This window comes from Pseudomonas sp. UBA6323, assembly GCF_002439135.1.
Taxonomy (GTDB): Bacteria; Pseudomonadota; Gammaproteobacteria; order Pseudomonadales; family Pseudomonadaceae; genus Aquipseudomonas.
In genome coordinates this window covers 45,653-67,094 of the sequence record NZ_DJSX01000032.1, presented here as the reverse complement: position 1 = coordinate 67,094, position 21,442 = coordinate 45,653, and the positions used below count along the sequence as shown (strand labels likewise).

Below are 21,442 nucleotides of genomic sequence, written 5' to 3'. Positions count from 1 at the left end.
GACTAATTCTTATGTCAACAGCGTTACGCTCCCACAGGAGGTACGCTTTCGCAGCGCTGACGCAGTTGTTCTTGTGGGAGCGGACTCGTCCGCGAAGCCTTGGGTTTTCAGGGGCTATTTATCTCGCGGCTGAAGCCGCTACAGGCGAAGCTCGCCTTGACTACCCTCCGCATGGGTGGTCATATCCGCCCCGCTTCAGGTGTCTCACGCCGCCGCGCGTGAGGTGAAACGGGAAGTCGGTTGAAGTCCGACGCTGCCCCCGCAACGGTAAGCGAGCGACCGCATCGATACGCCACTGTGCGCCACGCGCATGGGAAGGTGATGCGTTCATGACCCTCGCAAGCCCGGAGACCGGCCTGGAGTCGTTTTTTGTCTGGCAACCCGCGGTGGGCGGGCGTTGACTCCAGTCGGGCGACCATGCCCTGTCTGCTGTTGCGCATTTTCCATCGGATTGCCGTGCCTCTTCCCGACGATGGAACATTTATGGCGCGCCACTTCCGCTTCAATCAATCCTTCCCGAGCGTTTCGGTCGCAGAACCCGTACGGCTGCTTTCCAGGCTGCGAATGTCGATAATGTTATGTTATAACAGTAACATTTCGTCCCTCGATTCTCCGCGCAACACTGGAAGTTCTGCCGTGCAAAACCCTGTTCTTCGCTGCACCTGGCCGCTGGCCCTGCTTTGCAGTGGCATGGCGTTGGCCAACGAGGCCGTCGACCTGCCCGAGCTCACCGTCCACGCCAAGGCCGCCGAGGAGGGCGAGAGCGACCTGCATACGCCCACCAGCAGCGGCTCGCGTCTGGAGCTTTCGGCCCTGCAAACCCCGGCCAGCACCACCAGCCTGAGCGGCGCCGAGGTGCGCGGGCGCAACAACCTGACGGTGCAGGATGCGGTGACCCGCACGCCCGGCATTAGCGATATCGGCACCCCCGGCAATGGCGGCACGGCGCTCTCGGCGCGTGGCTTCACCGGCCACTCGGCGACCATGCAGCTTTACGACGGCACCCGCCAGTACGTCGGTGCCGGCACCGTGACTTTCCCGGCGGACACCTGGTCGGTGGCGCGCATCGATGTACTGCGCGGCCCGGCCTCGGTGCTTTACGGCGAGGGCGCCACCGGCGCGGTGATCAACGTGGTGCCGAAGAAGCCCTTCGCGGGCGAGATCCGCAATCAGCTGCGCCTTGGCTACGGCAGCGACGACCGTCGCCAGGCGGCGCTGGACAGCGGCGGTTCGCTGAGCGACGCGCTGAGCTATCGCTTCAACGTCAACCAGCAGGCCAGCAATGGCTGGGTCGACCGGGGGGATTCGGACAGCGTGGCGATCAGCGCCGCCCTGCGCTGGGACGCCAGTGACGACCTGAGCTTCACCCTGTCCCACGACCATGGCGACCAGAACCCGATGCGTTACCTCGGCACGCCGCTGGTCGATGGCAAGTACCGTGAGAGCCTGCGTGAGCGCAACTACAACGTCGCCGACGCCGATATCCGTTACAACGACCAGATCACCCGCTTGGTCAGCGATTGGCGCATCAACGATGCGCTCAGTGCCAGCAACCAGCTCTACTACATCAAGACCCAGCGCTACTGGCGTAATGCTGAGGCCTATCGCTGGCAGCCGGGCGATACGGTCGAGCGCAGCGAGTTCTACCGGATCAAGCACACCCAGGAGCAGATCGGCGACCGCCAGACCTTTACCCTGGATCACGCCCTGTTCGGCCTCGATAGCCGCACCGTGGTCGGTGTCGATTACAACCGCATCCACTTCGCCCGCCAGCACGACTTCGCCAGCAGCTTCAGCGACAGCGTGCCGCTGGCCGGCTCCGGTGGCGGCCAGTACCAGAGCACCGATCCGCTCGGTTACGGCCCGCGCGAGCGCAACCTGGCGCGGCAGTTCTCGCTGTTCGCCGAGAACCGCACCCAGCTCACCGAGCGCCTGTCGCTGGTCACCGGCGTGCGTCGCGACCAGGTGCACATCCAGCGCGACGATCTGGTCGATGAAAGCCGCGCCGACCGTAGCCTGAGCGGCGACAACTGGCGCGCCGGCCTGGTCTTCGCGCTGACCCCCGAGCTGTCGCTGTACGGCCAGTACGCCACCAGCAGCGAAGGCGTGAGCAACCTGCTGACCCTCAGCCCGAGCCAGCAGCAGTTCGACCTGAGCGAAGCCAGGCAGACCGAGATTGGCCTCAAGCAGGCGTTCTGGGGTGGGCAGGGCGAGTGGACGCTGGCCGCCTATCACATCGTCAAGAAGAAGCTGCTCAGCCGCGAAACCCCGGCTGCGCCCACCGAGCAGATCGGCCAGCAATCCTCCGATGGTCTGGAGGCGACGCTGGAGCTGGCGCTGGGTCAGGGCTGGCAGGTGTCGGCCAACGCCGCCCTGGTGCGGGCCGAATACGACGACTTCGTCGAAGGTGGCGGCGACCGCAGCGGCAATCGCCCGACCAACGTGCCCAGGCGCACCGCCAACCTGTGGCTGAACAAGGACCTGGGCAGCGGCGTGGACGCCGGCATTGGCGCGCGTTATGTCGATGCGCGCTACGCCGACAGCGCCAACACCGCCAAGGTGCCTGGCTACACCGTGGTCGACGCCAACATTGGCTGGCAGGTGCTGAGGGATCTGCGCCTGCGCCTGGAGGCGAACAACCTGTTTGACCGCCAATACGCCAGCAGTGCCAGCAGCGACGGCCAGCAGTGGTATCTGGGCGCGCCACGCTCGTTCTTCGTCACTGCGGACTACAGCTTCTGATGGATCGTCTTCGCCTGCGCCAACTGGCCTGGTCCGCGGATGGGCAGCGGCGGCTGCTCGACGGCATCGATCTCGCGGTCGGCAACGGCGAGCTGGTGGGGCTGATCGGCCCCAACGGCAGCGGCAAGACCAGCCTGCTGCGCTGCGCCTATCGCTATCAGCGGCCCAGCGCCGGCGATGTCGAGCTGGACGGCGAGGCGCTGTGGCAGCGCCCGCCGCGCTGGAGCGCACAGCGCGTGGCGGTGGTGCTGCAGGAGTTTCCGCAGGATTTCGGTCTGCGCGTGCAGGAGGTGGCGGCCATGGGCCGCACGCCGCACAAGGGTTTGTTCGACGGCGACGATGCCGAGGATCGACGCCTGGTCGACGAGGCGCTGGCCCGCGTCGGTCTGAGCGACCTGGCGCAGCAGCCCTTCGCCCGCCTGTCCGGCGGCGAGAAGCAGCGCGTGCTGCTCGCCCGCGCCCTGGTGCAGCAACCGCAATTGCTGATCCTCGACGAGCCGACCAACCACCTCGACCCGCGTTACCAGCTCGAGTTGCTTGGCCAGATCAAGGCGCTGGGCCTGGCGACGCTGGCCAGTTTTCATGACCTGAACCTGGCGGCGGCCTTCTGCGACCGCCTTTGCGTGCTCGACGGGGGCCGTCTGGTGGCCATCGGCACGCCCGCCGAAGTGCTGACCACCGAGCTGCTGCTGCGGGTGTTCGGCCTGCAGGCGCTGGTCGATACCCATCCACTGGCCGGTCATCCGCGCATTACCTGGATTGTTTGATGAAGCGTTTACGCACGGCTGAACCTGTAGGAGCGAGCTCTGCTCGCGAATCCTGGGAAAAGACAAAAGCTTCGCGAGCAAAGCTCGCTCCTACACTCGTTGGTGTAATCCTGTTAGGGCTGATCAGCCCCGTCTGGTCCGCCACCGTCACCAGCTGCGACCGTCAGGTAACCATCGAGCGGCCGCCGCAGCGGGCGGTCAGCCATGACGTCAACATGACCGCCATGCTCCTGGCCCTGGGGCTGAAGGAGCGTATGGCCGGCTACACCGGCATCAGCGGCTGGAAGACCCTCGATCCCAGCATGCGCGAGCAACTCGACGGCCTGCCGGAGCTGGCCGCGCGCTACCCGTCGCTGGAGAACCTGCTGGGTGCCGGCAGCGATTTCGTCTTCGCCGGCTGGAACTACGGCATGCGCATCGGCGGCGAGGTCACCCCGGCCAGCCTGGCGCGCTTCGATATCCCGGTGTACGAATTGAGCGAGTCCTGCGCGCACGTGTCGCCCGGCCGTGTCGCCAGTCTCGAGGATGTCTACGGCGACCTGCGCAACCTCGGTCGCATCTTCGCCGTCGAGTCGCGCGCCGATGAACTGGTGCAGGGCATGCAGCGACGCGTGGCGGCAGTGCAGGCGCGCCTCGGCGAAGCGCCGGCACGGCCGCGCGTATTCGTCTACGACAGCGGCGAGGATGTGCCCTTCAGCGCCGGGCGCCTGGGCATGCCGCAGCCGCTGATCGAGGCGGCCGGTGGGCGCAACGTAATGGACAGCGTGGCGGCCAACTGGATGAAGGTGGGCTGGGAGTCGGTGGTCGAGCAGGACCCGGAGCTGATCCTGATCGTCGACTATGGCGAGCGCACCGCGGCGCAGAAGCGCGACTTCCTGCTGCAGCACTCGGCGCTGCAGGGGGTGACGGCGGTTCGTGAGAAACGCTTCGTGGTGTTGCCCTATCTGGCGGTCACGCCGAGCCTGGATAACGCCGCCGCCATCGAAACCCTGGCCGCCGCGCTGCATCCCGAGGCTTTCGACCAGTGAGCCGTTATCGCCTGTTGCTGGTTGGCCTGGCCGTGCTGCTGGCATTGTCCTGTGCGCTGTCGCTGGCCTTTGGTGCGGCCAGGGTCGAACTGGAGCAGGTGCTGGCGATCCTTGCCCGGCACCTGTTCGGCATCACTGCCGAAACGCCGGTCAGCGTCGGCCAGGACAGCATCGTCTGGCAGTTGCGCGCGCCGCGGGTGCTGCTCGGCGCATTGGTGGGCGCCGGGCTGGCGGTGGTCGGCACGGTGCTGCAGGCGGTGACGCGCAATCCGCTGGCCGACCCGCACCTGCTTGGCGTCAGTTCCGGCGCCGCCTTCGGTGCGGTGGTGGTGGTGCTTTACCTGGGCGAGTTCGCCGGGCTGCTCAGTCTGCCGCTGGCGGCCTTCGTCGGTGCGCTGGCGAGCATGCTGCTGGTGCTGGCCATCGCCAGCCGCAGTGGCCGTCTGCACAGCGACCGTTTGCTGCTGGCCGGGGTGGCGGTGTCCTTCGTGATGATGGCGGCAAGCAACCTGCTGCTCTATCTGGGCAACCCGCATGCGGCCAGCTCGGTGCTGTTCTGGATGCTCGGCGGCCTTGGCCTGGCGCGCTGGGAGCTGCTCTGGCTGCCGGCGTTGTGTCTGGCCCTGGCACTGGCGGTGCTGCTTGGTTTGGGCCGCGCGCTGAACGCGCTGATGGCCGGCGAGCAGAGCGCGGTGAGCCTCGGTCTGGAGCCGCGCCGCGTGCGCCTGTTGGTATTCGTGGCGGCGTCGCTGCTCACCGGCGTGCTGGTGTCGCTGTCCGGCGCCATCGGCTTCGTCGGCCTGATGCTGCCGCACGTGGCGCGCTTTCTGGTCGGCGCCGAGCACCGTCGCCTGCTGCCGGTGGCGGCGCTGCTGGGAGCGCTGTTCCTGGTCTGGGTCGATGTCGCCGCGCGCACCTGGCTGGCGCCGCAGGACCTGCCCATCGGCATCGTCACCGCCGCCATCGGCGGGGTGTTCTTCGTCGCGCTGCTCAGGCGCCGCTAGTCGCCCGAATCGAACCTGGGCAGGCCGGTCAAGTCATCTGCTTGAGACTCCATGGCTGGGGAGGAGGGCTGATCATGCTGGCGCAATTACCCACCGCGTTTCGCGATCTGCAAATTCCGCTGCGCCTGAAACTGTGGGACGGCAATCAGATCGACCTGGGACCCAGGCCGCGGGTGACTTTGGTGGTCAAGGACCCCAGCCTGGTCAGCCAATTGGCCCACCCCAGCCTGGATGCACTGGGCGCCGCCTATGTCGAAGGCCGCGTCGATCTGGAAGGCCCCATCGAGGACGCCATCGAGGTGGGCGATGCGCTGAGCACCGCGCTGCTCGGCGACCAATCCGCACCTGTCGAGCCTTACGCCGCGCACGACAAGCGCAGCGACGCCGAGGCCATCCGCTATCACTACGACCTGTCCAACGACTTTTACCGCCTGTGGCTGGACCGCGACATGGTCTATTCCTGCGCCTACTTCAAAACCGGCCAGGAGAACCTCGACCAGGCCCAGCAGGGCAAGCTGCGCCACCTGTGCCGCAAGCTGCGCCTGCAGCCGGGTGACAGGCTGCTCGACGTGGGCTGCGGCTGGGGTGGCCTGGCGCGCTTCGCCGCGCGGGAGTTCGAGGCTGAGGTCTACGGCATCACCCTCAGCCAGGCTCAGCTGGAACTGGGCCGGCAACGGGTGGCCGAAGAGGGCCTGGAAGCGCGGGTGACCCTGGCGCTGCTCGACTACCGCGACCTGCCGCAGGATGGCCGCTTCGACAAGGTGGTCAGCGTCGGCATGTTCGAGCACGTCGGCCACGCCAACCTGCCGCTGTATTGCGAGCGGCTGTTCGGTGCGGTCAGGGCCGGCGGTCTGGTGATGAATCACGGCATCACCTCGCGCTTCACCGATGGCCGCCCGGTGGGCCGTGGCGCTGGCGAGTTCATCGACCGCTACGTGTTCCCGCAGGGCGAGCTGCCGCACCTGGCGACCATGGCCAGGGCGATCAGCGAGGCCGGGCTGGAGATCGTCGACGTGGAAAGCCTGCGCCTGCACTATGCGCGCACCCTGCACCTGTGGAGCCAGGGGCTGGAGCGAAGACTGCAGGAAGCCGCGCAGTGGGTGCCGGAAAAGTCCCTGCGCATCTGGCGCCTGTACCTGGCCGGCTGCGCCTATGGCTTCCAGCACGGCTGGATGAACCTGCACCAGATCCTTGCGGTGAAGCCGCGCGACGATGGCGGCCACGATCTGCCGTGGACCCGCGCTGATCTTTACAGCTGATGGGGTAACATGCGGCTCGTCTTGATCCCGCGAGCCGCCCATGCCCCTGTCGCTGCGCCCCCGCTACCGCGTCCTGTTCACCGTGCTGGCGATTGTCGCTGGCCTGCTGCTGAGCCTGTGGCTGGGCGGACGCTATGCCGAGCGGCGTGCCTGGGACGAGCGCAGCGTCGAGGCGCGCGGGCAGCTGCAGCTCTACGCCCAATCCATCCGCACGCTGGTCGAACGCTTCAGCTCGGTGCCCGAGGTGCTGGCGCTGGACAGCGACATCCGCACCCTGCTGCGCGCGCCGCATGATCGCCAGTTGCGCCTGGCGCTCAACCAGCGCCTGGAGCGCCTCAATGCCGCAGCCGGGTCTACCGTGCTGTACCTGCTCGATGCCCAGGGTGAAACTCTGGTGGCCAGCAACTGGCGGGACTGGAGCAGCTTCGTCGGCAACAACTACGCCTTTCGCCCGTATTTCCAGAACGCCGTGCGCGATGGCGGCGCGCGCTACTTCGCGGTGGGCGTGACCACCGGGATTCCCGGCTACTTCCTCTCCCATGTGGTGCGTGGCGACGACGGCGAGCTGCTCGGTGTGCTGGTGGTCAAGCTGGAGCTGGAAGAGCTGCAGCGCGAATGGGTCGGCCAGCCCGGTGTGCTGCTGGTCGCCGACAGCTATCAGGTGGTGATCCTCAGCAACAAGCCGATCTGGCGGTTCCGCGCCTTGCAGGCGCTCGACGAGCGTGCGCTTGCCGAGCTGGTGCAAGTGCGCCGCTACGCCGAGCAGGCCTTGCAGCCACTGGCGCACCAGGTGCACCGGCAGATCGACGCCGATGCGGAATGGGCCCGCGTCGATGGCCCCGACGGCAATCGCGACTACCTCTGGCAGCGCCTGTACATGCCCGAAGAGGGCTGGACCCTGCATCTGCTCAGCGAGCCGGCCGGCCTGGCCGACAGCGTGCGTAGCTATCGCCTGGCCGCCGCCGGGGTGTGGATGACCTTGGCCTTCCTGCTGCTGTTCCTCGCCCAGCGGCGCAAGAACCAGCGCCTGCAGGCCGGTATTCGCGAACGCCTGGAGCGCGAGGTGGCGCTGCGCACCGCCGAGCTGCGCGAGGCCCAGGACGGGCTGGTGCATGCCGCCAAGATGGCCGCGCTGGGGCAGATGTCGGCGGCCCTGGCGCACGAGATCAACCAGCCCCTGACCGCCCTGCAGATGCAGCTCGGCAGCCTGCGCCTGCTGCTCGACAGCGGTCGGCCGGAGGCGGTGCGTGACGGTCTGCAGCGTATCGACGGCCTGCTGCAACGCATGGCCGCGCTGACCGGTCACCTCAAGACCTTCGCCCGCAAAACCCCGGCCGGCCTCAGCGAGCGCCTGGGTCTGGGCGACGTGCTGGAGCAGGCCCTGCAACTGTTGGCGCCACGCATGCGCAGCGAGCAGGTGGAGTTGCGCACGCAGGTCGACGCCGAGGCCGAAGTGCTCGGCGATGCCATTCGCATCGAACAGGTGATGCTCAACCTGCTGCACAACGCCCTCGATGCCATGGCCGATAGCGAGCCGCGCATCCTGCTGGTACGCATCGCCCGTGAAGACGACAGCTGCCTGCTTAGCGTCGAGGACAGTGGTGGCGGCATCGCCGAGGAAACCCTCGGCCGCGTGTTCGAACCTTTCTTCACCACCAAGCCGGTGGGGCAGGGTCTGGGGCTCGGGCTGGCAGTGTCCTACGGTATCGTGCGCGATCTCGGCGGCAGCCTGGAGGCGCACAACGGCGAGTTGGGTGCGGTTTTCACGCTGCGGCTGCCGGCAGCGCCTTGACCGCCTGTTAACGGGTAGGGTGGATGACGCTGTTTTCATCCACCAAGGTTGCAAGGTCACGGTGGATGGGTGAAGCGTCATCCACGACGAGCCTTTGTAGGAGCTGCTGGGCGGCATTCCGTTTCAGCCGCGAAATGCAGGCGTAGCTATCGCGGCTAAAGCCGCTCCTACGGGTTCTCATCCTGATGCCGCAGGTTGCCTCAGCGGATTTCATCCGGGCTACACTGCCCGCCGTTCTGAACAGGAGGTGCCATGAGCGCTCAGGTCATAGTGGTCGACGACGAAGCGGCGATTCGCGAAGCGGTGCAGCAGTGGCTGGAGCTGTCCGGTTTTCAGGTGCGTACCTGCGCCAGCGCGGCCGAAGCCCTGGCGGTGGTGGACCGCGACTTTCCCGGCATTGTCGTCAGCGATGTGCGCATGCCCGGCAGCGATGGTCTGCAACTGCTCGACAAGTTGCTGCAGATCGACAGCGATCTGCCGGTGATCCTGGTGACCGGCCACGGCGACGTGCCCATGGCGGTGCAGGCACTGCGTCAGGGCGCCTATGACTTCATCGAGAAACCCTTTACCCCGGAGCGCCTGCTCGACAGCGTGCGCCGTGCCCTGGACAAGCGCCGCCTGGTCTGCGAGAACCGCCAGTTGCGCCAGCAGGTGGCGAACAAGGGCCGCATCGAAAGCCAGCTGATCGGCATTTCGCGGCCCATGGAAAACCTGCGCCGGCAGATCCTTGAACTGGCCGGCACCTCGGTCAACGTGCTGATCCGCGGCGAGACCGGTAGCGGCAAGGAGCGCGTGGCGCGCAGCCTGCACGATTTCAGCCCGCGCGCGAGCAAGGCCTTCGCCGCTCTCAACTGTGCGGCGATTCCCGAGACCATCTTCGAAAGCGAGCTGTTCGGCCACGAGAGCGGCGCCTTCACCGGGGCCCAGGCCAAGCGCATCGGCCGCATCGAGCATGCCGACGGCGGCACCCTGTTCCTCGACGAGGTGGAGAGTCTGCCGCTGGCGCAGCAGGTCAAGCTTTTGCGCGTTCTGCAGGAAAAGACCCTCGAACGCCTGGGCTCGAACAAGAGCATCCAGGTCGACCTGCGGGTGATCAGCGCGGCCAAGCCGGATCTGCTCGACGAGGTCAAGGCCGGGCGTTTCCGCGAGGACTTGGTGTATCGCCTGAACGTCGCCACCCTGCACATTCCACCGTTGCGCGAACGGCGCGAGGACATCCCCCTGCTGTTCGAGCATTTCGCCCACGAGGCCGCGCAACGTCATGGCCGCGAAGCGCCGCCGCTGGCGCCGAGCGAGCTGGCGCGTCTGCTCGGGCATGACTGGCCGGGCAACGTCCGCGAGCTGATCAACGCCGCCGAGCGTCATGCTCTGGGCCTGTCCAGCCCGCCGCCAGCCGAGCGCTTCGCCGGCCAGGCGCTGGCGCAGCAGATGGAGGCTTTCGAGGCGCAATGCCTGCACAACGCCCTGCTGCAATGCCAGGGCAATATCGCCGCGGTGATGGACGTGCTGCAGCTGCCGCGTCGTACGCTCAACGAGAAAATGCAGCGCCACGGCCTGGCGCGCGGTGATTACCTGCCGGGCGGTGAGGAGTAGTCGGCACAGCGTATGTAGCGTGCCTGGCCTCGAACCAGCCGGTGCGCCCCAGGGGGCTGGCGGATCAGTCGTAGCCGGATGAAATCCGGGAGCAGGTTGCACACCGATTTCCCGGATTGCGTTCGGGTTATTCGATAAGCGGATTTTTGCTTATGACTGTTCGGGTGTAAGCGGTTTCCCGCTCAGTGACCCTATGGTCTCTAGATAAGAGCCCTTTATCTCGGGCTTTTCAGGCTCTGGCACGGCATCTGCTATGTCCGTTGTAGCCGCGCAGCATCTTGCCGACGCGGCGACCATAACAACGACAAGAGGTCAGCCCCATGAACTGCCATGCCCCTCGCGCCATGCCGCACTCGCTGCTTTGCATGGGCCGCCTCCCCACCGCGCCTGCCGCGGTTCTTGTCCTACGCTGCACCCTGCGCCGCTGATCGCGCACCGCCGATGCCGCCTCGGTGGCGTCGTCTAGAGTGAAACTCTGCATAAAGCCATAACAACGACGGAGATATTTCCATGCGACTGACCAAGAAACTCAGCCTGTTCGCCGCTGCCGCGGCCATCACTGCCAGCACCGCAGTCCTCGCTGCCCCGACCTTCATCAACGTGCTCACCGGCGGTACCAGCGGTGTGTACTACCCGATCGGCGTAGCCCTTTCGCAGCTGTACAGCAATGGCATCGAAGGTTCCAAAACCTCGGTCCAGGCGACCAAGGCGTCGGTGGAAAACCTCAACCTGCTGCAGGCCGGTCGTGGCGAGCTGGCCTTCGCCCTCGGTGACTCGGTCGCCGATGCCTGGAATGGCGTTGAAGACGCCGGCTTCAAGGCACCGCTGAAGAAGATCCGCGCTATCGCCGGTACCTACCCGAACTACATCCAGATCGTTGCCAACGCCGAGTCCGGCATCAAGACCCTGGAAGACCTCAAGGGCAAGCGCATCTCCGTCGGCGCACCGAAGTCCGGTACCGAGCTCAACGCCCGCGCCATCTTCGAAGCTGCCGGTCTGACCTACAAGGACATGGGCAAGGTCGAGTTCCTGCCGTACGCCGAGTCGGTCGAGCTGATCAAGAACCGTCAGCTGGACGCCACCCTGCAGTCCTCCGGCCTGGGCATGGCAGCCATTCGTGACCTGGCTTCGACCATGAAGATCAGCTTCGTCGCCATCCCGGCCGACGTCACCGCGAAGATCGACAACGCCGCCTACGAGGCCGCCACCATTCCGGCCGGCACCTACGACGGTCAGGACGCCGACGTACCCACCGTCGCCATCACCAACATCCTGGTCACCCATGAAGGCGTTTCCGACGAAGTGGCTTACCAGATGACCAAACTGATGTTCGACAACCTCGAGCGCCTGGGCACCGCCCACTCCGCGGCCAAGGACATCAAGCTGGACACCGCTACCAAGAACCTGCCGATCCCGCTGCACCCGGGTGCCGAGCGCTTCTACAAGGAAGCTGGCGCGCTCTGATGCAGGGCGGGCCGTGGCGTGCGCCGCGGCCTGCTTGCTCTGTATCGACGCCGATACTGCTGTTGTAGGAGCGGATTCATCCGCGATGTTCGCGAGGAAATCGCGGATGAATCCGCTCCTACAGAGCAAAGATCGGAACGGACAGGGTCCCCAGAATCGCGAATAAAACCGGCGTTCACAGGGCGGTGGGTTTTGTTGGCGACTCTGTCACCGCAATCGAAGTAGTCATGAGGTTTGCACTCCATGAGTGAACAAGACAACGGCCTGGCTTCCAGCCCGTCCGACTGGCCGAAGGCGCTTTTTGCCGTCGCCCTGCTGTTTTCCATTTTCCAGATATTCACCGCGGCCTTTCACCCGGTGTCGACTCAGGTGCTGCGTGCGGTGCACGTCGGCTTCCTGCTGCTGCTGGTGTTCATCAGCTTTCCCGGGCTCGGCAAGGGCCGCCCGTGGCAGCCGCTGGCGTGGCTGCTGGGCCTGGCCGGCATGGCCACGGCCATCTACCAGTGGTACTTCGAGGCGGACCTGATCCAGCGCTCCGGTGACATGACCACCAGTGACATGATCGTCGGCCTGACCCTGATCGTGCTGGTGTTCGAGGCTGCGCGCCGGGTCATGGGCATCGCCCTGCCGATCATCTGCGCGCTGTTTCTCGCCTACGGCATGCTCGGCCAGTACCTGCCGGGCGACCTGATGCACCGCGGCTACGGCCTCGACCAGATCGTCAACCAGCTGTCGTTCGGCACCGAAGGCCTGTACGGCACCCCGACTTACGTGTCGGCCACCTACATCTTCCTGTTCATCCTGTTCGGCGCCTTCCTCGAGCAGGCCGGGATGATCAAGCTGTTCACCGACTTCGCCATGGGCCTGTTCGGCCACAAGGTCGGCGGCCCGGCCAAGGTGTCGGTGGTGTCCTCGGCACTGATGGGCACCATCACCGGTTCCGGCGTGGCCAACGTGGTCACCACCGGCCAGTTCACCATCCCGCTGATGAAGCGCTTCGGTTATCGGCCGGCCTTCGCTGGTGGTGTCGAGGCGACTTCGTCGATGGGCAGCCAGATCATGCCGCCGATCATGGGCGCCGTGGCCTTCATCATGGCCGAGACCATCAACGTGCCGTTCATTGAGGTGGCCAAGGCCGCGCTGATCCCGGCGCTGCTGTACTTCGGCTCGGTGTTCTGGATGGTCCACCTGGAAGCCAAGCGCGCCAACCTGCGCGGCCTGCCCAAGGACGAATGCCCGAATCCGTGGAAGGCCGTGCGTGAGCGCTGGTTCCTGCTGATCCCGCTGTTCATCCTCATCTACCTGCTGTTCTCCGGCCGTACCCCGCTGTTCTCCGGTACCGTCGGCCTGGCGCTGACCGCCATGGTCATCCTCGGCTCGGCGATCATCCTGCGGGTGTCCTCCAAGGTCATGCGCTTCGCCTTCTGGATCGCCCTGGGCGTGCTCTGCGCCGGTTTCTTCCAGCTCGGTATCGGCGTGGTTTTCGGTGTTATCGCCGCGCTGGTGGCAGTCTGCTGGTTCGTCAAAGGTGGTCGTGAAACCCTGACCCTGTGCCTGCACGCGCTGGTCGAAGGTGCGCGTCATGCCGTACCAGTCGGTATCGCCTGCGCCCTGGTCGGCGTGATCATCGGTGTGGTGTCGCTGACCGGTGTGGCCTCCACCTTCGCCGGCTATATCCTCGCCATCGGCCAGGACAACCTGTTCCTGTCGCTGGTGCTGACCATGCTCACCTGCCTGGTGCTGGGCATGGGCATTCCGACCATCCCCAACTACATCATCACCAGCTCGATCGCCGCGCCGGCGCTGCTGGAACTGGGCGTGCCGCTGATCGTCTCGCACATGTTCGTCTTCTACTTCGGCATCATGGCTGACCTCACGCCGCCAGTGGCGCTGGCCTGCTTCGCCGCCGCGCCGATCGCCAAGGAGCGCGGCCTGAAGATCAGCCTGTGGGCCGTGCGTATCGCCGTGGCCGGCTTCGTCGTGCCCTACATGGCGGTGTATTCGCCGGCGCTGATGCTGCAGGGCGACAGCCTGCTGGCGACCTTCTACGTGCTGTTCAAAGCCGCGTTGGCCATCGGCATCTGGGGCGTAGTGTTTACTGGTTTCCTGCAGGCCAAGCTGACCTGGTGGGAGCGCATCCTGGGTCTGGCGGCCGGCGCCAGCCTGATTCTCGCCACCCCGATCAGTGACGAAATCGGCTTCGCCCTCAGCGCCATCTTCATCGCTCAGCACTTCTGGCGCGCTCGTCGCGCCGAGGCAGCGACGGCGTGATCGGCCTGTGCCTGGGGTTGGCCGGTGCAGTGTGGGCAGAGCTGCCCACGCCGGCCTTCACCCTGGCCTGGACCCACACCATCGAGAAGATCCGCTGGGAAGAGGATTACCGCGTCACCGCCGAGGGCCTGGTTCTCGGTGAGGCGCGGGTCAAGGGTTCCGGCGCCGGAATGGAAATTCCCGACGGCGCCGAACTGCGCAATGGCAGCTGGCACTACCAGCGTCAGCTACCGCCTTTGCAACCCCTGCGAGTCGGGCGTACGCCCGAAGCCGGGGATTATCAACTGTGTATCGACCAGCGTTGTCGCCCGATGAGCGACTGGCTCGGCCCGCCAAAAGCGAGCCAGCCGGCGTTGGAACTCTGGAGCTGTGAGCTGAGCTCCCCCGCGGCTGACGCGGGCTAGGTTCGCCAGAGCGAGCCCATGTTCCCGGCGCCACAAGTGCTGGACCAAAAGAAGGAAACCCCCATGCGGCGCGAGCCTGTGGGGGTTTTGTTCGTCTGCGCGGCGCGAATCTTATGCGCTTATGCACTGTCCAAATCGCCGCGGGGCGCGCCTCCTATCGGAGTGGCGGCCCGACGCCCTGGTGCCCCGAGGTACCATCGGCCTGGCCCATTATCCGCTCAGGAGACCTGTCATGCGCATCCTCTCGCGTTCCGTTCTACCGCTCGCCCTCTGTCTATCGCCCACTCTGGCCAGCGCCCTGGATATTCAGCCCGGCGTCTGGGAGGTCAGCTCGCACAACATGCAGGTGGGCGGCCGGGCCATGCCCGGCATGCAGGAAATGCTCGGGCAGATGCAGAACCTGCCAGCCGAGCAGCGCCAGATGATGGAGGACATGATGGCCGAGCAGGGCATCAAGCTCGGCGCCGGCGGCGTGCAGATGTGTCTTACCGCCGAGCAGATCGAGGCCCAGGAAATCCCCCTGCATGATCCCGACTCAGGCTGCAGCAACGAGATTCTCGAACGCAGCGCGGCGGTGTGGAAGTTCCGTTTCACCTGCCCGCAGGCTCAGGGCGAAGGAGAAACGCGCTTCGTCAGCGACAAGGAGTTCACCACCCAGGTCAAGGGCACCTACAACGGCCAGCCGAGCAGCATGGAAAGCCGTGCGCGCTGGGTCGGGGCGGATTGTGCTGCCCTGAAGCGCTAGACCTCACAGACCGTGGCGTAAGCGTATCGCCGCGACCTGCTCGGCCCGTTCGGCGAGGAAGCGGTTGAACGCCTCGATCAGCTGCGGGTGGCGGATGCTGGACAGGTAGTAATGGTCCTCCACGTGGGGCAGCTGTGGATCGAACACCAGGCTGCCCGCCGCCATGCCCATCTGCTCCAACTGGTGAGCGACGACCTTGGGGTTGAGATAGACCGCATCGACGCGATCGCTGCCGGCCATACGCAACAGCGATTCGATCTGATTGGCCTGGATCAGCTGGATACGCCCGGTGCGTATCTCCGGCAGATAGGGCCAGGGCGTGAAACCGTTCTGCGTGCCGAGCAGTTCGATGCGCTGCATGCCCTGGCCCAGATGCTGCGGCTTGACCAGAATGCCGTCGATATACGGTGCTGCCGGATGGCTGTAGTGGACGTTGTGGCCGGCTTTCTGATCGGCATTCCACTGCGGATGATCGGGAAATTTGAGGTCGACCCGGTCAGCGAGAAAATCGCTGAGCAGCCGCCTCACCGGCAGCGGCGTATAGACGAAGCGATAGCCGTACTCGGCGGCGAAGGCATCCAGCAGGTCGCGGGCGTAACCGCGGTACTCGCCGTCCTGTACATCGGAGTAAGGCTGATAGGGCTGCAGTTCGACGCCGACGCGAAACTCCTCCTGCGCCGCGACGGGCGCAGCGAACAGGCACAGGCTGAGTAGCAGGGCATGGCGTCTTTTCATGGCAGGCGGGGTCTCGCTGACAGCGAACAGCGGCTGGCTCCGCTAACCATAGCCGCGCCGCGCAGCCCGCACAAAATTTCCTGCTCGAGCATCGCCGCGGCGTGGTATCAGAGGATCGGCGAAATCAGCCGCGCCACGCGCATGCCCAGTTGCTGCAGGCGATGCAGTTCGCGCCGGTCGGCGTTGACCAGCTCGCGTGAGCGGCTGAAATCCTCTTCCAGCATGTGCGCCACTTGCGCGTTGAAGGCCTCGTCGAAGGTCAGCAGGTTGGCTTCGAAATTCAGGCGGAAGGAGCGGTTGTCCAGGTTGGCGCTGCCCAGCACGCAGGCGTCGTGGTCGATCAGCAGCGCCTTCTGATGCAGGAAGCCGGGCTGATAACGGAAGATGCGCACGCCGGCGCGCAACGCCTCGAAGGCATACAGGCTGGAGGCGGCATAGACGATGTGGTGGTCAGCTCGCGCCGGCAGCAGCAGGCGTACGTCCACGCCGCGCATCACCGCCAGGCGCAGGGCGGCGAACAGTGCTTCGTCGGGGACGAAGTAGGGACTGCTCAGCCATATCCGTTCGCGCGCCGCGTGAATCGCTTCGACGAACAGCAGCGAGCAGGTTTCCTGCGGGTCCGCCGGGCCACTGGCGATCACCTGGCAGAGCTGGCCGGGCTCGTCCTGCTTGCTCGGCATCAGCATTGGCGGCAGTTTCTGGCAGGCCCAGTACCAGTCCTCGGCGAAGGCTTCCTGCAGGCTCGCCACCACCGGCCCGCGTACCTCCACGTGGGTGTCGCGCCATGGCGCCAGCGGCGGCTTCTGCCCGAGGTATTCGATGCCGACGTTGAGCCCGCCGAGGAAGCCGATCTCGCCATCGACCACGACGATCTTGCGGTGGTTGCGGAAATTCAGCTGGAAGCGATTGAGCAGCCCTGCGCGGGTGGGGAACGCATGCACCTGCGCGCCGCCCCGGCGCAGGCTGTCGATATAGGCGCGCGGCAGCGTATGACTGCCGACGCCGTCGTACAGCACGTGAACCTGCACGCCAGCGGCGGCGCGCTCCAGCAGCACGTCACGCATGCGTTGGCCGAGGGCGTCGTCACGGATGATGAAGAACTGCAGGAGGATCGTCTGTTGGGCACTGGCCAGCGCACTGAAGATCGCCTCGAAGGTGGCCTCGCCGTCGATCAGCAACTCGACGCGGTTGCCGGTCAGGCCGGGCAGGTGCGACAGGCGCGGCAATGCACGCAGGCGATCATACGCGGGCGATAGGTGCGCCGCCTTGGCTTCCTCGACCCAGGGGCGCCAGTCCTGTTCGGCCATGGCCTGGCGCATTTCCTTGTCGGCCTGGCGCCGCGCCTTGACGTAGGCGTCGAAGCGGCTGCGGCCGAAAACCAGGTAAGGCAGCAGCGTCAGATAGGGCATGAAGAACAGCGACAGCCCCCAGGCCAGCGCGCCTTGTGCCGTGCGCACGGTCAGCACGGCGTGTATCGCGGCCAGGACGCCGAGGGCGTGAATGGTGGCGATCAGGTAACCGAACAGGTTGGGAATGCCGAAATCCGCAGGCATGCGGGGTCTTCCTTTGCACGGATTGTGTGCAGCTGACCATGGGGGTTGCGCAGCGTTCGTCGCCATGCTGCCACGGCGGCTGGACGAATGGCAGTGTCGGGCAAAATGCCAGCCGTTAGGGAATCATTCGCAACTCTCATGTGTCTGTGAGTCTGAGTGAGCGGAATTCATGTGTTACCCTTTCTACTTCGACCCACTTGTCGGTCGTCTTTAATTGGAGGAGGGCATCCGTCCTGTTCACGCTCGTCTAGCGAGTCAAACGCATCAAGGAGTACGCCACGTATGGGAAACGTCCCTTCGCATGACACGACCCCGCCACCCGCAGCGGAAACCCAAGAAGGCATCCCGGCACCGACCGGTGAAGCCAATCTGATCGATACCGATTACGTCATCGGTCAGGACAACATCAAAGGGCAGTTCATCTTCGCCCTCGACATCCACGGCAAGGTTTTCACCATCTCCGCGCTGGTCGCGGTGATCTTCGTGATTCTCGCCCTGGCTCTGCAGAACCAGATCGAACCGCTGTTCAGCGGTGTGCGCGACTGGCTCACCCATCACATGGCCTGGTTCTTCATCGGTGCCGCGAACGTCTTCGTCCTGCTCTGTCTCGGCCTGATCCTCTCGCCGCTGGGCAAGGTGCGCATCGGCGGCAAGGACGCGACGCCCGACTACACCTACATGGGCTGGTTCTCCATGCTGTTCGCCGCCGGTATGGGCATCGGCCTGATGTTCTACGGCGTGTCCGAACCCATGTCGCACTACAGCGCGGCGCTGGGTGGAGTCACCGTTGGCGAGGACGGTGTGCGTACCGACTGGGCGCCGCTCGGCGGCGCTGCCGGTAACGCCGAGGAAGCCGTGCGCCTGGGCATGGCTGCGACCATCTTCCACTGGGGTCTGCACCCTTGGGCGATCTACGCCATCGTCGCCCTGGCGCTGGCGCTGTTCTCGTTCAACAAGGGCCTGCCGCTGTCGATCCGCTCGATCTTCTACCCGATCCTCGGCGAGCGCGTGTGGGGCTGGCCGGGCCATGTGGTCGACATTCTCGCGGTGTTCGCCACCCTCTTCGGGCTGGTCACCTCGCTGGGACTGGGTGCCGAGCAGGCGGCTGCGGGTGTGGAGTACCTGTTCGGCATCCCGGCGACGGACACCACCAAGGTGCTGCTGATCGTCGCCATCACCCTGATCGCGCTGGCTTCGGTGGTCGCCGGCCTCGACAAGGGGGTCAAGCGTCTGTCGGAGATCAACATGGGCCTGGCCATGGCTCTGCTGTTGTTCATCATCATCGCCGGGCCGACCCTGGTGATCTTCACCGACTTCTTCAAGAACCTCGGCGCCTATCTGCAGTATTTGCCGGCACTGGCCAACCCGGTCGGTCGGGAAGACGCCAACTTCAGCCAGGGCTGGACCGCGTTCTACTGGGCCTGGTGGATCAGCTGGTCGCCGTTCGTGGGCATGTTCATCGCCCGCGTCAGGCGTGGCCGCAGAGTGCGTGAGTGCCTCATGGCCGTGCTGCTGGTACCGTCGCTGGTGTCGGTGCTGTGGATGACCGCCTTCGGCGGTACCGCCATCAACCAATTGCTGGTCGATGGTTTCACCGGTGCGCAGGACGCAGGCCTGGAGCTGAAGCTGTTCAGCATGCTCGGGGAGATGCCGCTGACCGCCATCACCTCGTTCATCGGCATCGTGCTGGTGGTGGTGTTCTTCATCACCTCGTCGGACTCGGGTTCGCTGGTGATCGACACCATCACGGCCGGTGGCAAGGTCAACGCGCCGGTACCGCAGCGCGTGTTCTGGGCCAGCATCGAAGGCGTGATCGCCATCGCCCTGCTGCTCGGCGGCGGCCTGGTGGCGTTGCAGGCAATGGCCGTGTCGACCGGCTTGCCGTTCACCATCGTGCTGCTGGTGGGCTGCATTTCCATCGTCAAGGGACTGATGAGCGAGCCGCGCTGACGCTTGCTGTTCATCTTGTCCAGAAGCGCGCCCATGGGCGCGCTTTTTTATGGTCGCCATCTTTGCAGCTGACGCCTGGACAGCCCCTCAGCGACATCGGCAAGCGCAGGCGACATCCTTTGCCGACCAGCATGGCGCCCATTTTCCGGTCAAAGCGCCAGAACACCGGCAGACGTCTTTTTGTCGTCCCCTGCGCCTTTCGCACCCTCAGTCGTTATCGGGAAAAACCGCGACGTTTCCGCAGCGCAGGGCCGATTTTCCTTCTGATAGCGTCAGCTTCCGCGTATAGCAGCGGCGGTCGCCGCATTGCTCGCGAATAAAACAAGAAGGAGCAGCCCCTTGAGCCAAGGCCCCGTATCACGCAAGAACGACTCATCCGTAGACGGTATTCCCGCCCCCAGTGGCGCAGCCAATCTCATCGACACCGATTATGTGGTTGGCCAGGACAACATTCGTGGCCGTTATCTGGTCAATCTCGATATCCATGGGGTGGTATTCCTGATATCGGCGGTCACTGCATTCATTTTCGTCGTGCTGGCGCTGGCCATGCACGACCAGGTGGAACCGCTGTTCAAAGCCGTGCGTGACTGGCTGACAGTGAACCTGTCCTGGTTCTTCATCGGCTCGGCGAACATCTTCGTGTTGTTGTGTCTGGGCCTGATCGTCTCGCCACTGGGCAAGGTGCGCCTCGGCGGCACGCTGGCGCGACCGGACTATTCCTACGCGTCCTGGTTCTCCATGTTGTTCGCGGCGGGTATGGGCATCGGCCTGATGTTCTATGGCGTGGCCGAACCCATGTCGCACTTCGACTCTTCGCTGGCGGGGGTGGCTGTCGGGGAGGGCGGCGCTCGCACCGACTGGGCTCCGCTGGACGCCGCCGCCGGTAACGCGGCGGAAGCGGCGCGCCTGAGCATGGCGGCCACCATCTTCCACTGGGGCCTGCACCCCTGGGCGATCTACGCCATCGTTGCGCTGGCCCTGGCGCTGTTCGCCTTCAACAAGGGGCTGCCGCTGTCGTTCCGCTCGATCTTCTTCCCGCTGCTCGGTGAGCGTGTGTGGGGGTGGCCGGGGCATCTGATCGACATTCTGGCGGTGTTCGCTACCCTGTTCGGTCTGGTCACCTCGCTCGGCCTGGGTGCCGAGCAGGCCACCGCCGGTCTGCACGTATTGTTCGGCCTGCCCGCCGATACCACCACCAAGGTGTTGTTGATCACCGTCATCACCCTGATCGCGCTGTGCTCGGTACTGGCCGGTGTGGACAAGGGTGTCAAGCGTCTGTCCGAGATCAACCTGGGCCTGGCCATCGTGCTGCTGCTGTTCGTGCTGGTTGCCGGCCCGACCGCAATGTTGCTGAGCGGCGTGCTGGACAACCTCGGCGCCTACCTGCAGTACCTGCCGGCGCTGTCCAACCCGGTCGCTCGTGAAGACGCCAACTTCAGCCAGGGCTGGACCGCGTTCTACTGGGCCTGGTGGATCAGCTGGTCGCCGTTCGTCGGCATGTTCATCGCCCGCGTCAGCCGTGGCCGGACCGTACGCGAGTTCCTCACCGCCGTGCTGTTGGTGCCGACGCTGGTTTCGGTGATCTGGATGACCACCTTTGGCGGTACCGCGTTGGACCAAGCCCTCGGTGGCCTGACCGAGCTGCAACAGGCAGCCTTGGAGCTGAAGATGTTCGTCATGCTCGATCAGTTGCCGATCAGCGCTATTAGTTCCTTTGCTGCGATCGTCCTGGTCGTGCTGTTCTTCATCACCTCTTCGGACTCCGGATCGCTGGTGATCGACACCATCACCGCGGGCGGCAAGATCAATTCGCCGGCTTCGCAGAAGGTGTTCTGGGTAGTCATGGAAGGTGCGATGGCGGTCGCCCTGCTTCTGGGTGGTGGCCTGGTGGCCCTGCAGGCCATGGCGGTGTCTACCGGACTGCCGTTCACCCTCGTGCTGCTGGTCGGCTGTGTGGCGATCGTCAAAGGGCTGATGAGCGAACCGCGCTAAGCGTGACGCCGCGCCGCCATAGGCGGCCCTAGCACGACAACGACGCCCCTATCGCACGATAGGGGCGTCGTCGTTTGTGAGCCTTGAAAACCCATGGCAACGCGTCTTTACGAGGCCGGAGTCAGGGTAGCCGCGATGACCCT

The 21,442-nt window shown here is 65.4% G+C and carries 15 protein-coding genes and 1 riboswitch; of the genes, 13 read left to right on the top strand and 2 right to left on the bottom strand.

What is annotated here, in order from left to right; genetic code table 11:
• Positions 1 to 180: 180 nt before the first annotated feature.
• A riboswitch (cobalamin riboswitch) is annotated at positions 181 to 374 on the top strand.
• Positions 375 to 690: 316 nt separating this feature from the next.
• The 11 genes from B3P22_RS06620 to B3P22_RS06570 all read left to right on the top strand — a co-directional run bounded on the left by B3P22_RS06620 (position 691) and on the right by B3P22_RS06570 (position 15,069).
• Entirely contained in the window at positions 691 to 2,742 is a 2,052-nt protein-coding gene (locus B3P22_RS06620) for a TonB-dependent receptor (RefSeq protein ID WP_419096421.1), read from the top strand.
• Positions 2,742 to 3,509 (top strand): ABC transporter ATP-binding protein, encoded by a 768-nt coding sequence (locus B3P22_RS06615; RefSeq protein ID WP_296270424.1) that lies wholly within the window; start codon positions 2,742 to 2,744, stop codon positions 3,507 to 3,509. Before B3P22_RS06620 ends, B3P22_RS06615 begins: the two co-directional genes overlap by 1 nt.
• On the top strand, positions 3,509 to 4,537 hold the full coding sequence (locus B3P22_RS06610; protein WP_296270423.1) for an ABC transporter substrate-binding protein: 1,029 nt from the start codon (positions 3,509 to 3,511) through the stop codon (positions 4,535 to 4,537). The genes B3P22_RS06615 and B3P22_RS06610 overlap by 1 nt, the downstream gene beginning before the upstream one ends.
• Positions 4,534 to 5,541, top strand: a complete 1,008-nt coding sequence (locus B3P22_RS06605) for a FecCD family ABC transporter permease (RefSeq protein WP_296270422.1) — start codon at positions 4,534 to 4,536, stop codon at positions 5,539 to 5,541. The genes B3P22_RS06610 and B3P22_RS06605 overlap by 4 nt, the downstream gene beginning before the upstream one ends.
• A 74-nt stretch (positions 5,542 to 5,615) precedes the next feature.
• Positions 5,616 to 6,800 (top strand): C17 cyclopropane fatty acid synthase CfaB, encoded by a 1,185-nt coding sequence (gene cfaB, locus B3P22_RS06600; RefSeq protein WP_296270421.1) that lies wholly within the window; start codon positions 5,616 to 5,618, stop codon positions 6,798 to 6,800.
• Positions 6,801 to 6,840: 40 nt separating this feature from the next.
• The gene (locus tag B3P22_RS06595; protein WP_296270420.1) at positions 6,841 to 8,592 is read left to right on the top strand and encodes an ATP-binding protein; all 1,752 of its coding nucleotides are present in this window, start codon (positions 6,841 to 6,843) and stop codon (positions 8,590 to 8,592) included.
• A 252-nt stretch (positions 8,593 to 8,844) separates the two neighbouring features.
• Complete coding sequence (locus B3P22_RS06590; protein ID WP_197859405.1) at positions 8,845 to 10,185, top strand: sigma-54-dependent transcriptional regulator; 1,341 nt, start codon at positions 8,845 to 8,847, stop codon at positions 10,183 to 10,185.
• 510 nt (positions 10,186 to 10,695) lie between these two features.
• The gene (locus tag B3P22_RS06585) at positions 10,696 to 11,649 is read left to right on the top strand and encodes a TAXI family TRAP transporter solute-binding subunit (protein ID WP_197859406.1); all 954 of its coding nucleotides are present in this window, start codon (positions 10,696 to 10,698) and stop codon (positions 11,647 to 11,649) included.
• A gap of 243 nt (positions 11,650 to 11,892) precedes the next feature.
• Positions 11,893 to 13,920 (top strand): TRAP transporter permease, encoded by a 2,028-nt coding sequence (locus B3P22_RS06580; RefSeq protein ID WP_296270419.1) that lies wholly within the window; start codon positions 11,893 to 11,895, stop codon positions 13,918 to 13,920.
• Positions 13,917 to 14,324 (top strand): DUF1850 domain-containing protein, encoded by a 408-nt coding sequence (locus B3P22_RS06575; RefSeq protein ID WP_017363488.1) that lies wholly within the window; start codon positions 13,917 to 13,919, stop codon positions 14,322 to 14,324. Before B3P22_RS06580 ends, B3P22_RS06575 begins: the two co-directional genes overlap by 4 nt.
• Positions 14,325 to 14,556: 232 nt before the next feature.
• Positions 14,557 to 15,069: a DUF3617 domain-containing protein gene (locus B3P22_RS06570; RefSeq protein WP_275546340.1), complete on the top strand. Its 513-nt coding sequence runs from the start codon at positions 14,557 to 14,559 to the stop codon at positions 15,067 to 15,069.
• Positions 15,070 to 15,072: 3 nt separating this feature from the next.
• On the opposite strand, the gene B3P22_RS06565 is transcribed toward B3P22_RS06570, so the two are convergent.
• On the bottom strand, positions 15,073 to 15,804 hold the full coding sequence (locus B3P22_RS06565; RefSeq protein ID WP_296270418.1) for a substrate-binding periplasmic protein: 732 nt from the start codon (positions 15,802 to 15,804) through the stop codon (positions 15,073 to 15,075).
• Between the two features lie 107 nt (positions 15,805 to 15,911).
• Complete coding sequence (gene cls / locus B3P22_RS06560; RefSeq protein WP_296270417.1) at positions 15,912 to 17,357, bottom strand: cardiolipin synthase; 1,446 nt, start codon at positions 17,355 to 17,357, stop codon at positions 15,912 to 15,914.
• A 282-nt stretch (positions 17,358 to 17,639) separates the two neighbouring features.
• Between cls and B3P22_RS06555 the strand changes: the two genes are divergently transcribed.
• Positions 17,640 to 19,307 carry a BCCT family transporter gene (locus B3P22_RS06555; RefSeq protein ID WP_296270416.1) on the top strand — a complete coding sequence of 556 codons (1,668 nt, stop codon included), beginning with the start codon at positions 17,640 to 17,642 and terminating at the stop codon, positions 19,305 to 19,307.
• 339 nt (positions 19,308 to 19,646) lie between these two features.
• Entirely contained in the window at positions 19,647 to 21,299 is a 1,653-nt protein-coding gene (locus tag B3P22_RS06550) for a BCCT family transporter (RefSeq protein WP_296270415.1), read from the top strand.
• Positions 21,300 to 21,442 lie beyond the last annotated feature (143 nt).

Coding starts and splice junctions, on each gene's coding strand:
- B3P22_RS06620 (WP_419096421.1), top strand. CDS start 691: ATGGCGTTGGCCAACGAGGCCGTCGACCTGCCCGAGCTCACCGTCCAC.
- B3P22_RS06615 (WP_296270424.1), top strand. CDS start 2,742: ATGGATCGTCTTCGCCTGCGCCAACTGGCCTGGTCCGCGGATGGGCAG.
- B3P22_RS06610 (WP_296270423.1), top strand. CDS start 3,509: ATGAAGCGTTTACGCACGGCTGAACCTGTAGGAGCGAGCTCTGCTCGC.
- cfaB (WP_296270421.1), top strand. CDS start 5,616: ATGCTGGCGCAATTACCCACCGCGTTTCGCGATCTGCAAATTCCGCTG.
- B3P22_RS06595 (WP_296270420.1), top strand. CDS start 6,841: ATGCCCCTGTCGCTGCGCCCCCGCTACCGCGTCCTGTTCACCGTGCTG.
- B3P22_RS06590 (WP_197859405.1), top strand. CDS start 8,845: ATGAGCGCTCAGGTCATAGTGGTCGACGACGAAGCGGCGATTCGCGAA.
- B3P22_RS06585 (WP_197859406.1), top strand. CDS start 10,696: ATGCGACTGACCAAGAAACTCAGCCTGTTCGCCGCTGCCGCGGCCATC.
- B3P22_RS06580 (WP_296270419.1), top strand. CDS start 11,893: ATGAGTGAACAAGACAACGGCCTGGCTTCCAGCCCGTCCGACTGGCCG.
- B3P22_RS06570 (WP_275546340.1), top strand. CDS start 14,557: ATGCGCATCCTCTCGCGTTCCGTTCTACCGCTCGCCCTCTGTCTATCG.
- B3P22_RS06565 (WP_296270418.1), bottom strand. CDS start 15,804: ATGAAAAGACGCCATGCCCTGCTACTCAGCCTGTGCCTGTTCGCTGCG.
- cls (WP_296270417.1), bottom strand. CDS start 17,357: ATGCCTGCGGATTTCGGCATTCCCAACCTGTTCGGTTACCTGATCGCC.
- B3P22_RS06555 (WP_296270416.1), top strand. CDS start 17,640: ATGGGAAACGTCCCTTCGCATGACACGACCCCGCCACCCGCAGCGGAA.